11 protein-coding genes are annotated in these 13,208 nt (G+C 70.4%); 2 read left to right on the top strand and 9 right to left on the bottom strand.

Annotation, left to right across the window (positions count from 1 at the left end):
• Positions 1–21: 21 nt before the first annotated feature.
• Genes ABZ659_RS12280 through ABZ659_RS12270 form a run of 3 tightly spaced genes read right to left on the bottom strand, consistent with a single transcriptional unit; the run spans position 22 to position 4,495 of the window.
• Positions 22–843 (bottom strand): HAD family hydrolase, encoded by an 822-nt coding sequence (locus ABZ659_RS12280; protein WP_360217064.1) that lies wholly within the window; start codon positions 841–843, stop codon positions 22–24.
• On the bottom strand, positions 843–3,308 hold the full coding sequence (locus tag ABZ659_RS12275) for a phosphoribosyltransferase (protein ID WP_360217061.1): 2,466 nt from the start codon (positions 3,306–3,308) through the stop codon (positions 843–845). Before ABZ659_RS12275 ends, ABZ659_RS12280 begins: the two co-directional genes overlap by 1 nt.
• Before the next feature lie 17 nt (positions 3,309–3,325).
• On the bottom strand, positions 3,326–4,495 hold the full coding sequence (locus ABZ659_RS12270) for an HpcH/HpaI aldolase/citrate lyase family protein (RefSeq protein ID WP_360217058.1): 1,170 nt from the start codon (positions 4,493–4,495) through the stop codon (positions 3,326–3,328).
• A 185-nt stretch (positions 4,496–4,680) separates the two neighbouring features.
• Between ABZ659_RS12270 and ABZ659_RS12265 the strand changes: the two genes are divergently transcribed.
• Positions 4,681–5,472 carry a TerD family protein gene (locus ABZ659_RS12265; protein ID WP_360217055.1) on the top strand — a complete coding sequence of 264 codons (792 nt, stop codon included), beginning with the start codon at positions 4,681–4,683 and terminating at the stop codon, positions 5,470–5,472.
• A gap of 101 nt (positions 5,473–5,573) precedes the next feature.
• Here the strand turns inward: ABZ659_RS12265 and ABZ659_RS12260 are convergent, their stop codons facing one another.
• The 6 genes from ABZ659_RS12260 to ABZ659_RS12235 all read right to left on the bottom strand — a co-directional run bounded on the left by ABZ659_RS12260 (position 5,574) and on the right by ABZ659_RS12235 (position 10,031).
• Positions 5,574–6,314 (bottom strand): Tellurium resistance, encoded by a 741-nt coding sequence (locus tag ABZ659_RS12260; protein WP_360217052.1) that lies wholly within the window; start codon positions 6,312–6,314, stop codon positions 5,574–5,576.
• Positions 6,315–6,418: 104 nt separating this feature from the next.
• On the bottom strand, positions 6,419–7,564 hold the full coding sequence (locus ABZ659_RS12255) for a DUF475 domain-containing protein (protein ID WP_360217049.1): 1,146 nt from the start codon (positions 7,562–7,564) through the stop codon (positions 6,419–6,421).
• Between the two features lie 57 nt (positions 7,565–7,621).
• Complete coding sequence (locus ABZ659_RS12250) at positions 7,622–8,197, bottom strand: TerD family protein (RefSeq protein WP_360217046.1); 576 nt, start codon at positions 8,195–8,197, stop codon at positions 7,622–7,624.
• A 111-nt stretch (positions 8,198–8,308) separates the two neighbouring features.
• Positions 8,309–8,884 (bottom strand): calcium homeostasis/redox stress adaptation protein, encoded by a 576-nt coding sequence (locus tag ABZ659_RS12245; RefSeq protein WP_360217043.1) that lies wholly within the window; start codon positions 8,882–8,884, stop codon positions 8,309–8,311.
• Between the two features lie 113 nt (positions 8,885–8,997).
• Entirely contained in the window at positions 8,998–9,456 is a 459-nt protein-coding gene (locus tag ABZ659_RS12240) for a peroxiredoxin (RefSeq protein ID WP_360217040.1), read from the bottom strand.
• A 137-nt stretch (positions 9,457–9,593) separates the two neighbouring features.
• Positions 9,594–10,031, bottom strand: coding sequence for a DUF3052 domain-containing protein (locus ABZ659_RS12235; protein ID WP_360217037.1), 438 nt, complete (start codon positions 10,029–10,031; stop codon positions 9,594–9,596).
• A gap of 412 nt (positions 10,032–10,443) precedes the next feature.
• Here ABZ659_RS12235 and aceE point away from each other — a divergent pair, with 412 nt between their 5' ends.
• Positions 10,444–13,191, top strand: coding sequence for a pyruvate dehydrogenase (acetyl-transferring), homodimeric type (gene aceE, locus ABZ659_RS12230; RefSeq protein WP_360217034.1), 2,748 nt, complete (start codon positions 10,444–10,446; stop codon positions 13,189–13,191).
• The last annotated feature ends 17 nt before the right edge of the window (positions 13,192–13,208 follow it).

Raw genomic sequence — 13,208 nt, 5'->3', positions numbered from 1 at the left:
TCACCTACCTCAGCGCGACACCTACCTCAGCGCGTCGCCCTCCCGCGTCGCCCGCAGGAACTCCCGCAGGATCCGCTCCCCCGCCAGCACCCCCCGCTCCGGCAGCGCGCTGACCGTCGGCGCGCCCCACCCGGCGTCCGCCAGCTCCCCGTGCCCCGGGCGCCAGCCCCGGTCGGCGGCGAGCAGCAGGTCGGCGTCGAGCAGGGAGTCACCCGCGGCGAGGGAGAGGGTGGCGCCGGTGCGGCGGACGACCTCGCGCAGGGCGGCGCTCTTGGTCAGCGGCTTCGGGACGGCGTAGAGCTTGCGGCCCTGGACGGAGACCGTCCAGCCACGGTTCTCCGCCCACACCGCCAGCTCCTTCACCCACTCCCCGGGCAGCAGTTCCCGCTCGACGACCAGGTAGACGAAGAGGTCCTCCGCGACCCGGAGCTTGCGCAGCCACGCCGGGTCGGCCGTCGTGCGCAGGTGCTCCCGGACCTCCGCGAGGGGCGCGCACTCGTCGGCGAGCCGGGCGGTGACCCGCGCGTGCCAGTCGGCGTCGGTCACCCCGTCGACCAGCAGGTGCCCGCCGTTGGCGCAGATCGCGTACCGGGGCGCCGGACCGGGCAGGTTGATCCGCTCGTACTGCTTGCGGGTCCGGGTGGTCGTCGGCACGAACACCGCCGCGTCCCCCAGCTCGGCCAGCAGTCCCGCGGCCGTCTCCGTCAGGTACGACAGCGGCTTGCTCTCGTGCACCTCGACGCAGAGCAGCCGGGGCGCCCGGGCGTCCGGCATGGTCAGCGCGAGGGCCGCCGAGGAGTAGATGAGCGTACGGTCGAGGTCGCTCGCCACCAGCACCGTCATCAGACCGCCACCGCCCTGCCGTCAGCGCCGGTCGCGCCCCGGGTGTAGCGGGGGTGGATCAACCCCACGCACGAGTACGGCAGTTCGTCGACCTCCTCGACCGGCACCCCGCGCTGTTCGGCGAGCAGCCGTACGTGGTCGAGGTCGGCCCCGGCGCCCTTGCGCGCGAGGATCTTCCACGGCACCCGGCGCAGCAGCACCCGTGTGGTCTCCCCCACGCCCGGCTTGACCAGGTTCACGTCGTGGATGCCGTACTCCTCGCTGATCCGCTCGACGGCCGCCCAGCCCTCCCAGGTGGGCGCGCGGTCGGCGGACAGCAGTTCCTTCACCGCGGCGTCGACCGCGTCCGCGACGTCCGGGAAGCGGGCGGAGACGGCGTTCAGGAAGTCGCCGGACACGTCGGCCCCGGCGAGTTCGCGGTAGAACTTCGCGCCGTGGAAGTCGTCGGGGCCCACCAGGTCGGCCCGCAGCACGGTCCGTGAGACCAGCCCGGACACGGTGGAGTTGAGGCAGGCGGACGGGATGAGGAAGTCCTCCCGGGTGCCGTACGTCCGTACGCACGCGCCCGGATCGGCGAGGACGGCGATGTCCGGATCGAACCCGGTCACCCCCTCCCGCTCCTCGAACTCCCGCACGGCCGCCGCCAGTTCGCGGCTGATGGCGCCCTTGCCGGTCCACCCGTCGACGAAGACGACGTCGGCGGGGTCGTGGTGCCGCGCCAGCCACCGCAGCGCGTTGGCGTCGATCCCCCGCCCCCGCACGATCGACACGGCGTAGTGGGGCAGGTCGAGCCCGTGCCGGTACCGCGCCCAGCGGCGCATCAGCACCCCGACCGGCGTGCCCGCGCGGGCCAGCGACACCAGCACGGGCCGCGGGGACCGCTCGGCGAGCACGGTCTCGGTCACCACGCCCACGGCGTGCGCGAGCCGGTCCGCGGAGGCGTCCAGCGCGGCGTGGAAGAGCTGTTGGTACCGCTCGCTCGGCTGGTACTCCACCGGCAGCGACTCGGCGTAGTGCGCGCCGCCGCTCTGGACGGCCTCCTCGCGTTCCTCGGTCGGCGCCTCCAGCGCGACGTCCGACAGGTCCTGGAGCAGCCAGCCCACCTCCTCCGGCGCGTACGAGGAGAAGGCGGGGCCGCGGAGGGGCTCGGGCAGCATGGCGGGCCTTTCGGGGGCGTGCGCGGGAACGTGGGAGGGCACGACGGCGAGCAGCACGCACGGGACGTGCGCGGCGAGCTGGTCCAGCAGGCCGCCGGGGGCGTGCAGTTCGGGGGTGTCGGCGGCGGAGTCCACCACCGCCACCACCGCGTCGAACCCGCCGCCGGCGACGTTGTAGGCGTACCGCTCGCCGGGCCCGTCGGCCGGGTCGTCGTGCGCCGGGAAGACCAGGCGGCTGCGGATGGCGTACCCGGGGTCGTCGACGGCGAGGACGGGCGACCGGGTCGTGGTGGAGAACCGCACGTCCACGCCGTCCGCGACCTGCTCCAGCTCCCGGGCCAGCCGCAGCGGGGCGTACATCAGCTCCTCGCACCCCAGCACCAGCACCCGTCGCGCCGACGCCGGGAGGGCCTCGGCGAGCTGTGCGCCCAGCGCGGGCAGGGCGCGCTCCAGCCGCCGCCGGTGCGCGGGCGTGAACCCGTGCCGCCCGCCGTCGGGCACACCGCCGGGCCAGCGCAGCGCGAGGCGCCGCACGGAACCCCGCTCACCGACCGACGCGGGCGCGTCCCCCTCGTGCGCGGCGACGAGGGCCTGCCCCTTCTCCAGGACGCCGTCGGGCAGCCGTACGCTCCCCCGCGCGGCGGCGACCAGGTCCACCCGGGCGCCGATCTCGCGCCCGAAGGCGGTGAGCCGTTCCTGGTCGTCCGGCGACCGCATGTCGACGAGCGCCACGACGACGTACCGCCGCCGCGGCCAGCGTTCGTGCAGCGCCCGCACGGTGTTGAGGACCGTGTTGCCGGTGGAGAACTCGTCGTCGACGAGGACCAGCGGCCCGTCCCCGGCGAGGAACCGGTCGTCCTCGGGCAGCAGCAGGTGGGAGGTGGCGTGCGAGTGGGACTCCTCGAACCCCCCGGCGGTCCGCACCCCGGGCACCGGACGCCGCGTCGAGTGCAGGTACGGCACGTCGCCGATGCCGTCGGCGACGGAGTGCCCGAGCCCGGTGGCGGTCTCCGCGTACCCGAGGACGACGGCGCCGTCCGGGTCCCCGAGCAGCTCCCGCACCCGCCTGCCGAGGGCGAACCCGGCGCCGTACACCACCGCCGGCGACTGCGGTACGTGCTTGCCGAGCACGTGGGAGACGAGCAGGTGGGCGCGTTTGGGGTTGCGGCGCAGGGCCAGCCCCAGCAGGTCCCGCAGCTGGCCGTCGCCGACGAGTTCGACGCCGAGCCGTTCCGCGACCCAGGTACCCGACCAGACCCCCTTGCCTTCCGTGGTCCCGCTGACCCCGTTGTTCACTGCGTTCGTCATCCGTCCCTGTCGTCTCGTCAGCCGGGTATGCCCGCGGCGAGCAGTTCCACGAATCCGATGTCCTCGTTGGCCACGCCGAAGACCTCGGCGCGCAGCACCGTCCGCTCGGCCCAGGCGCGGTGCGGCTTCACTTCGTTCATCTTGTTCGTGTACGCGGACCTCAGCACCCCGCCGCCCCCGCGCTCGGGCCGCAGGATGTCCTGCGCGTCGCTGTACTCCTCGTGGCTGACCACGGACAGCGCGTGCACGGGCGGCACGTGCGAGGGGTGGATGCAGGTCTTGCCCAGCAGCCCGTTGGCCTGGTCGAGGGCGATCTCCCGCAGCAGCCCGTCCATGGCGTGCTCGATCAGCGCGGCCCGCAGTGCGTCGGCCTGGCCCTCCAGGAAGGGGCTGCGGCGCAGTTGCGGCTTGAACATGCGCTCCTGCACCCGGAAGTACTCCCACACGGGCCCGGTGACGGTGAACCCGGTCCCGTCGGCCCGCCCGAGCATGTTCACCACGTCGGAGATCACCGACGCCACGACCTGTACGTCGTAGGCGGTCATGTCGGACGCCCGGCGCAGCCCGTACGAGGAGCAGAAGTCGGTCACGCCGAGCCGCAGCGCGAGCACCCGGTCGCGGAACTTGTCGACGGCCCGGTAGATCCCCTCCAGGGTCTCCACCCGGGACTCCCGGTAGAGCAGTTCGGGCGATTCCAGCACCGGCATGGCGAACAGCCGCCGTCCGGTCTCGGCCTCGGCGACCTGGAGTGCCTCCAGGAACGGGATGCCCCGCTCCTCGGTGAACTTGGGCAGGACGAATCCGGACAGCAGCCGGACGGCGGGTCCGAGCCGCCGCGCGAGGTCGGGTATCTGCTCGGGCGCCCGCACCCGGACGAACAGCAGGGGCGGCTCCCCGCCGCCTCCCCGCCGCGCCAACGCGGCGAACTGCCGTACGAGGTTGGCCTCGGCGCCGGGGACCTCCGCGTCGTCTATGGAGTCCTCCAGGCACAGCACCATCGAGGCCACGCCCCGCGCGCCCTGCTTGCGGACGTCGTCGGCCAGCCGGGGGCGGGTCGCCGGGCTGTAGAGCGTGGCGCCCAGGGCGGCGGCGAGCAGTCGGGCCGGGGAGTCCGCGGTGAACGTGCACGGCTCCCGGTAGAACAACCGATTCCGCACCTCAGGGGCGATGTGCCCGAAATGACGCATGGAACTCCCCTGTGGTGACGGTGTGACGCTGTGGACGCTTTACGGGTGGCCGGTAATAGTACGTATCAATCCATGTCGGAGGTTCCCGTCGGGCATGAATTCCAAGTAACGCACGTGGGGCCCGTTCCCCGCACACCGTGCGCCCCGCGTTGTCGTGAGCAGGACCGAGAGGGCAGGATGACGGCATGACGCACGCGATGCTGAAGGGGTCGAACGTCCCCCTGGAAGCCACCACGGTACGCGCCGTACTGCGCTGGACGCCCGGACAGGGGGTACCGGACGTAGACGTCTCCGCGCTCCTGCTCGGGCCCGAGGGCCGTGTGCGTTCCGACGAGGACTTCGTCTTCTACAACCAGCCCCGGCACCCCTCGGGCAAGGTCTGGCGGCTCGGCAAGAAGCGGGCCGCCGAATACCTGACCGACACGATCCAGACAGACCTCTCCGGGGTCCAGCCGGACGTCGGGCGCATCCTGCTGGTCGCCTCCGCGGACGGGGTCACCTTCGACCGGGTACGGGACCTGCGCATCCTCGTCCACGACGCCGCGGACGCCGACGGGCAGCCGGTGGCGACGTTCGACGTCACGCCGGAGACCGGGCAGGAGACGGCGCTGATCTGCGGCGAGCTGTACCGGCGCGGGGAGGGGTGGAAGTTCCGGGCGCTGGGTGAGGGCTACTCCAACGGGCTGAAGGGCCTGGCGACGGACTTCGGCATCTCGGTGGACGAGTCGGAGGCGGCGGACGCGGGGGCGGCTGCCACGCCGGAGGTCTCCGTACCGCTGCCGCCGGAGCAGCCGACGGTGGTCACGCCGCCGCCGACGTACGGCTATCCGCAGCCCGCGCCGACGTCGGCTCCCTCCGCACCGGCGTACGGCTATCCGCAGCCCGCGTACGGCTACCCCCCGCCCCCGCCGGTCCCCCCGGGCCCGGACCCCGACTTCCAGCTCCCGCCGCAGGGGCCGCAGTTCATCGGCCGCTGACGCCAGCTAGGCGGGCACACGCACGTGACCGTACGCGCCTGGGGGCGCGGGGAACTGCCGTGGCCAGCCACCGGCCACCCGGAAGGCAGCCGCGCACCCCGTCAACGCTGGGCCTTCGTCTTGTAGCCGCGGCCCCACTGCAGGCCCCAGCCGTAGAGCCGGTCCAGCTCCCCCTGGAAGCCGTACACGAACCTCACCTCGCGCCGGACGAGGATCTCGCCCTTCACGTTCTCGATCATCACCACCGCGCAGGACCGCGCCTGCGGGTGCCGTTCGTCGAGGTGGATCTCGATCCGCGGCCCGTTGCTCGGGTACAGCGTCACCACCGCCTGCGTCCGGTCGAACGCGGGCGTCTGGTCGTAGATGTACGCGAAGACCAGCAGCCGCTTGATCGCGTCCCGGTGGTCCAGGTTGACGTAGATCGTCTCTCCGGACGCCGACCCGAACCGGTCGTCCCCGCTCAGCTTGACGTACGGCGGCGCGTTCACGTCCCCGAGGTAGCCCCCGAGCGGCTGCACGACGCCCTTGGTGCCGTCCTGGAGCTCGTACAGGCACCCGAGGTCGAGGTCCACGTTCACCATCGACTGGCTGTGCCCCATCACCTCCGGCGGCTTCAGCGCCCTGAAGGGGTGCCGCAGCAGGCTCTCCCGCTGCGGCCCGCCGAAGTCCGACGTCCGCATCCGCCAGTTCAGGTTGATCCGCAGGTGCCCCGTCGCCGCGTCCTGCTTGGTCAGCGACACCTGCCCGTGCCGTCTCGTCAGCTCGATCGCGTTGCTCGACGCGCTCCCCGAGTCGAACTGGGCTTCCCGCCCCCGCCACAGCAGTCCGTCGAACAGTCCCATCAACGCCCCCACCCAACCGACACCGGCACGACACAGCGAACGGGGCGGCGCCGAGGAACCCCCGCGCCGCCCCACTCAGAAGCGTTCCCCTACCCGCGGGAACGTCACACCCCGGAAGAGACCTCGGCCTTCTCGCCGGAGGACCCGGCAGCCCCTTCCTCCGCCTCCAGCGCCCGGTTGCGCCGCACGGAGGACCAGAAGGACGCGGCGATCAGCAGGACGCCCACGAGCCCGGTGATGACCTCGTGGATCTCGTACTGGATGGTCACCAGCAGGATGACCGCCAGCGCGCCGATCGCGTAGTGCGCGCCGTGCTCCAGGTAGACGTAGTCGTCCAGCGTGCCCTGCCGGACCAGGTACACGGTCAGCGACCGGACGTACATCGCGCCGATGCCCAGGCCCAGCGCCATGAGCACGATGTCGTTGGTGATGGCGAAGGCGCCGATGACGCCGTCGAAGGAGAAGGACGCGTCCAGGACCTCCAGGTAGAGGAACATGAAGAAGGCGGCCTTGCCGGCGAGCAGGATCGCGGGTTTCTGCTTGCCCGACCGCCTGGCCTCTTCCTCCTCCTCGTGCTCGCGCTCCTCTTCCTCCTCCAGCTTGTCCTCGAAGTAGCCGGAGAGCCCGCCCACCACCATGTACGTGATCAGACCGGCGATCCCGGACAGCAGGACCGTCTCCGCCTTGTCGGCGGACCCGGCGTGCAGGTGCGCGTGCGTGGCGAAGGTCATCGAGCTGACCAGCAGCACGATCAGCGCGATGCAGACCGACAGCATGTCGACCTTGCCCAGCTTGGCCAGCGGACGCTCCAGCCAGGCCAGCCACTTGATGTCCCGGTCCTCGAAGATGAAGTCCAGGAAGATCATCAGCAGGAACATGCCACCGAACGCGGCGATCGCCGGGTGCGCGTCGGTGACCAGCTCCTGGTAGCGGTCCTTGTCGGTCAGCGCGAGGTCGACCGCCTCGATCGGCCCGAGCTGCGCGCTGATGGCCACGATGACGACGGGGAACACCAGCCGCATACCGAAGACCGCGATCAGGATGCCGATCGTGAGGAAGATCCTCTGCCAGAAGGCGTTCATCTTCTTCAGGATCCCGGCGTTGACCACCGCGTTGTCGAACGACAGCGAGATCTCCAGGATGGAGAGGATCGCCACGATCCCGAACGCGGTCCACCCCCCGTAGAAGACCGCCGCGACCAGGCCGAGCGCGGTGACCGCGAACGACCAGCCGAAGGTTTTCAGTACCACTGGCTACCCAATCCCTTGGTATCGGGTGTACGGGTCTCCCCCGCGCCGCACCCGGCTTTACGAAACATTGACCCCGAAGTCTAGAGCGATCCCCCGCAGTCCGGACGCGTACCCCTGTCCCACCGCCCGGAACTTCCACTCGCCCTGGTAGCGGTAGACCTCACCGAAGATCATCGCGGTCTCGGTGGAGGCGTCCTCGCTCAGGTCGTAGCGGGCCAGTTCCTGGCCGTCGGCCTGGTTGACCACCCGGATGAAGGCGTTGCTGATCTGCCCGAAGGTCTGGCCGCGTTCGTCGGCCATGTGGATCGACACCGGAAAGACGATCTTGTCGCAGTGGGCGGGCACCTTGGACAGGTCGATCAGGATCGACTCGTCGTCGCCCTCGCCCTCACCGGTGAGGTTGTCTCCGGTGTGCTCCACCGAGCCGTCCGGGCTCTTGAGCTGGTTGTAGAAGATGAACCACTCGTCGCCGAGCACCCGCCCGCTGTTGAGTACCAGCGCGCTGGCGTCGAGGTCGAAGGGGGCTCCGGTGGTGGAGCGCGCGTCCCAGCCGAGTCCGATCATCACCTGTGTGAGGTTCGGCGCGGCCTTGGACAGGGAGACGTTGCCTCCCTTGGCGAGCGTGACGCCCATGATGCTGGTCCTCCCCTGGTCATGCCTCTTTGGTTGTCCTGCGCGTCCGGCGCCGCACGCGGTCGGTGCGGCGCCGGACGGTGAAACGACGAGCCGGTGGAGCGGGGGACGTCAGACGTTCACGCCGAAGTCCTGCGCGATGCCGCGCAGACCCGAGGCGTACCCCTGCCCGATGGCCCGGAACTTCCACTCCGCGCCGTGCCGGTACAGCTCACCGAAGACCATCGCGGTCTCGGTGGAGGCGTCCTCGCTGAGGTCGTAGCGCGCGATCTCCGCCTCTCCGGCCTGGTTGACGACGCGGATGAACGCGTTGCGCACCTGACCGAAGGACTGCTGGCGGTTCTCGGCGTCGTAGATCGAGACCGGGAAGACGATCTTCTCGATGTCGGCCGGGACCCCGGCCAGGTTGATCTTGATCTGCTCGTCGTCGCCCTCGCCCTCACCGGTGATGTTGTCACCGGTGTGCTCCACCGAGCCGTCGGGGCTCTTGAGGTTGTTGAAGAAGATGAAGTGCTGGTCACTGGCGACCTTGCCCGCGCTGTTCAGCAGCAGCGCGCTGGCGTCGAGGTCGAAGTCGGTGCCGGTCGTGGTGCGCACGTCCCACCCCAGACCGACGATGACCGCGGTCAGGCCCGGCGCCTCCTTGGTCAGCGATACGTTGCCGCCCTTGCTGAGGCTGACTCCCACGAGTCCTCCATTGGTGTCCAGGGGCGGGAAGCCCCGTCATGCGTTGCTATCGGATCAAACGACTCGATCCTAGTGACGGGTTCCCACCGCCCGCAGTGCTTGCGACCGAAGAATCACAGGGTGTCGAGCGCGGTGACGTACTCGTTCAGGTCACGGGCGTCCGGCAGACCGTTGACGACGGTCCAGCGCACGACGCCCTCCTTGTCGATGACGAAGGTGCCGCGCACGGCGCAGCCCTTGGCCTCGTCGAAGACGCCGTAGGCGCGCGAGGTCTCGCCGTGCGGCCAGAAGTCGCTGAGCAGCGGGTACTCCAGGCCCTCCTGCTCGGCGAAGACGCGCAGGGTGTGGATGGAGTCGTTGGAGACGGCGAGCACCTGGGTGTCGCGGTCGGAGAACCTCGGGAGGTTGTCGCGCACCTCGCACAGCTCACCGGTGCACACGCCGGTGAAGGCGAACGGGTAGAAGAGCAGCACCACGTTCTTGTCGCCGCGGAGGTCGGAGAGCCGCACGGTGCGGCCGTGGTTGTCCTTCAGTTCGAAGTCGGGCGCCTTCTCGCCGACCTGGATCGCCATGCGTCATCCCTCCAGTGGGGCTGTTCGGGTGGATCACCCACCCTACGCAGCGGCCACCGGGTTCCGGCGCGCGACCCGGTTCCGAGCGCGGCTCCGGCCAGGGGTGACCCCGGCCGGGGGCCGCGCTCGGCGGGCGTTCACTTCTTGGACTTGGCCGCCTTGGGGGTGGCCAGGCGGCTGCCGCTCCAGTCCTTGCCGACGCTGACGCTCTTGGACGCCGTCAGTCCGGCCGTCGTCGCGGCCTCCGAGATGTCACTCGGCTCGACGTACCCCGAACGGCCGGTCTTCGGCGTCAGGAGCAGGATGGCGCCGCCTTCCTCGATGTACGTGGTGGCATCCACCAGCGCATCCGTCAGGTCGCCGTCGTCGTCGCGGAACCACAGCACGACGGCGTCGGCCACGTCGTCGTACTCCTCGTCCATCAGGTCGCTGCCGATGGCTTCCTCGATGGCATCGCGGAGTTCCTGGTCGACGTCGTCGTCGTAGCCGATCTCCTGGACCACCTGCCCGGGCTGGAACCCCAGCCTTACGGCGGGGTTCGTCCGCTCCTCCGCGTGGTCCGCGGTCGCGCTCACGGGTTGCCTCCTGATCATGTCTTTGGATTGGGGTGTCCCCCGCTCCTTCGAGTCCGGGGGATCTCAGCCACGCGCGTGCGCGAAGCATTGGCCGTAGTCCACACGGGCGGGGCGGATCGCGCAAGTACCCGGCGGTTCGGACCGCCGAAACGGTGACGATCCCGGCGCTGTCGCCGCAACCCACGCCACACTTCCGCGACTGTTGGTGACGCACACCACACCGTTGTGCCCTGTTTGCGCGTTTGGGAACCATATACGGGTACGGATTTCGAAGGCTTTTGCGCCGAGAGCTGACGAAGGTCTCGGTTACCCCGGGGTAGAGATGACGTTTGCCGCGCCGAGGTAGACGATGGGGGACGGCGCAGGCATCGGCGCACGCATATGGACAACCCTCTGACAGGTAAGGATCAGCGTGGCTTCCGGATCCGATCGCAATCCGATCATCATTGGCGGCCTTCCGAGTCAGGTTCCTGACTTCGATCCCGAGGAAACCCAGGAGTGGCTCGACTCACTCGACGCCGCGATCGACGAGCGCGGGCGGGAGCGCGCCCGCTACCTGATGCTGCGGCTGATCGAACGGGCCCGTGAGAAGCGTGTGGCCGTGCCCGAGATGCGCAGCACGGACTACGTCAACACGATCGCCACCCGGGACGAGCCGTTCTTCCCCGGCAACGAGGAGATCGAGCGCAGGATCCTCAACGCCACCCGGTGGAACGCCGCCGTGATGGTCTCGCGCGCGCAGCGCCCCGGCATCGGCGTCGGCGGCCACATCGCCACGTTCGCCTCCTCCGCCTCCCTCTACGACGTGGGCTTCAACCACTTCTTCCGGGGCAAGGACGAGGGCGACGGCGGCGACCAGGTCTTCTTCCAGGGCCACGCCTCGCCGGGCATCTACGCCCGCGCGTACCTGCTGGACCGCCTCTCCGAGCAGCACCTCGACGGGTTCCGCCAGGAGAAGTCCAAGGCGCCGTACGGGCTGTCCTCGTACCCGCACCCGCGGCTGATGCCGGGCTTCTGGGAGTTCCCGACGGTGTCGATGGGCCTCGGCCCGATCGGCGCGATCTACCAGGCGCGGATGAACCGCTACATGCACGCGCGCGGGATCGCGGACACCTCGAAGTCGCACGTGTGGGCGTTCCTCGGCGACGGCGAGATGGACGAGCCGGAGTCGCTGGGCCAGCTGACCATCGCCGCGCGGGAGGGCCTGGACAACCTCACCTTCGTCGTCAACTGCAACCTCCAGCGCCTGGACGGGCCGGTGCGCGGCAACGGCAAGGTCATCCAGGAGCTGGAGTCGGTGTTCCGGGGCGCGGGCTGGAACGTGATCAAGCTGATCTGGGACCGCACCTGGGACCCGCTGCTCGCCCAGGACCGCGACGGCGTCCTGGTCAACAGGATGAACACGACGCCGGACGGCCAGTTCCAGACGTACGCCACCGAGTCCGGCGCCTACATCCGCGAGCACTTCTTCGGCGACGACCACCGGCTGCGCGCGATGGTCGAGAACATGACCGACGAGCAGATCCTGCACCTCGGGCGCGGCGGCCACGACCACCGCAAGGTGTACGCGGCGTTCAAGGCGGCCGTGGAGCACCAGGGCCAGCCGACGGTGATCCTCGCCAAGACGATCAAGGGCTGGACGCTCGGCCCGAACTTCGAGGGCCGCAACGCCACGCACCAGATGAAGAAGCTGACGGTCGACGACCTGAAGCGCTTCCGGGACCGCCTCCACCTGCCGATCTCCGACAAGGACCTGGAGTCCGGCGCGCCGCCGTACTACCACCCGGGCCGGGACTCGGAGGAGATCCAGTACATGCACGACCGCCGCAAGGGCCTCGGCGGGTACGTGCCGACGCGGGTGGTGCGCTCCAAGCCGCTGCCGCTGCCCCCGGACAAGACGTACGCGACCGTGAAGAAGGGCACCGGTCAGCAGCAGATCGCCACGACCATGGCGTTCGTACGGCTGCTGAAGGACCTCATGCGGGACAAGGAACTCGGCAAGCGGTTCGTGCTGATCGCGCCGGACGAGTACCGCACCTTCGGCATGGACTCCTTCTTCCCGAGTGCGAAGATCTACAACCCGCTCGGCCAGCAGTACGAGTCGGTGGACCGGGAGCTGCTGCTCGCCTACAAGGAGTCCCCGACCGGCCAGATGCTGCACGACGGCATCTCCGAGGCGGGCTGCACCGCGTCGCTGGTGGCGGCCGGGTCGGCGTACGCGACGCACGGCGAACCGCTGGTCCCGGTGTACGTCTTCTACTCGATGTTCGGTTTCCAGCGCACCGGCGACCAGTTCTGGCAGATGGCCGACCAGCTGGCGCGCGGTTTCGTCCTGGGCGCGACCGCCGGCCGTACGACCCTGACCGGCGAGGGCCTCCAGCACGCGGACGGCCACTCGCAGCTGCTGGCGTCCACCAACCCGGCGTGCGTCGCCTACGACCCGGCGTACGGGTATGAGATCGCGCACATCGTGCAGGACGGCCTGCGCCGGATGTACGGCTCCGACCAGCGGCATCCGCACGGTGAGGACGTCTTCTACTACCTGACCGTCTACAACGAGCCGATCCAGCACCCCGCCGAGCCGGAGGACGTCGACGTCGAGGGCATCCTCAAGGGCGTCCACCGCATCAGTGAGGGCACCTCCGGGACCATCCCGGCGCAGATCCTCGCCTCCGGTGTCGCGGTGCCGTGGGCCCTGGAGGCCCAGCGGATCCTCGCCGAGCAGTGGAACGTCCAGGCCGGGGTCTGGTCCGCGACCTCCTGGAACGAGCTGCGGCGCGAGGCGGTGGACTGCGAGCGGCACAACCTGCTGCACCCGGAGGAGGAGCAGCGGGTGCCGTACGTCACCCGGAAGCTGGGCGAGGCGCAGGGGCCGTTCCTGGCGGTGTCCGACTGGATGCGGTCGGTGCCGGACCAGATCGCGCGGTGGGTGCCGGGGACGTACCAGTCGCTGGGCGCGGACGGCTTCGGCTTCGCGGACACCCGGGGCGCGGCGCGGCGCTTCTTCCACATCGACGCCGAGTCGATCGTGGTGGGCGTGCTGGCGGAGCTGGCGAAGGAGGGGAAGGTGGACCGGTCGGTGCTGAAGCAGGCGATCGACCGGTACCAGCTGCTGGACGTGGCGGCGGCGGACCCGGGGACGGCCGGGGGCGACGCGTAGGCCCGTGGGGTGGGGGC

Source organism: Streptomyces sp. NPDC006997, from assembly GCF_040635175.1.
Lineage (GTDB): Bacteria > Actinomycetota > Actinomycetes > Streptomycetales > Streptomycetaceae > Streptomyces.
The sequence above is the reverse complement of the archived record's forward strand: the minus strand, read 5'-3'. Positions and strand labels throughout refer to the sequence as shown.

Excerpts from the sequence above, each read along its gene's own strand:
- ABZ659_RS12265 (WP_360217055.1), top strand. The coding sequence starts at position 4,681 with ATGACGCACGCGATGCTGAAGGGGTCGAACGTCCCCCTGGAAGCCACC.
- ABZ659_RS12250 (WP_360217046.1), bottom strand. The coding sequence starts at position 8,197 with ATGGGCGTCACGCTCGCCAAGGGAGGCAACGTCTCCCTGTCCAAGGCC.
- ABZ659_RS12270 (WP_360217058.1), bottom strand. The coding sequence starts at position 4,495 with ATGCGTCATTTCGGGCACATCGCCCCTGAGGTGCGGAATCGGTTGTTC.
- ABZ659_RS12275 (WP_360217061.1), bottom strand. The coding sequence starts at position 3,308 with ATGACGAACGCAGTGAACAACGGGGTCAGCGGGACCACGGAAGGCAAG.
- ABZ659_RS12240 (WP_360217040.1), bottom strand. The coding sequence starts at position 9,456 with ATGGCGATCCAGGTCGGCGAGAAGGCGCCCGACTTCGAACTGAAGGAC.
- ABZ659_RS12280 (WP_360217064.1), bottom strand. The coding sequence starts at position 843 with ATGACGGTGCTGGTGGCGAGCGACCTCGACCGTACGCTCATCTACTCC.
- ABZ659_RS12260 (WP_360217052.1), bottom strand. The coding sequence starts at position 6,314 with ATGGGACTGTTCGACGGACTGCTGTGGCGGGGGCGGGAAGCCCAGTTC.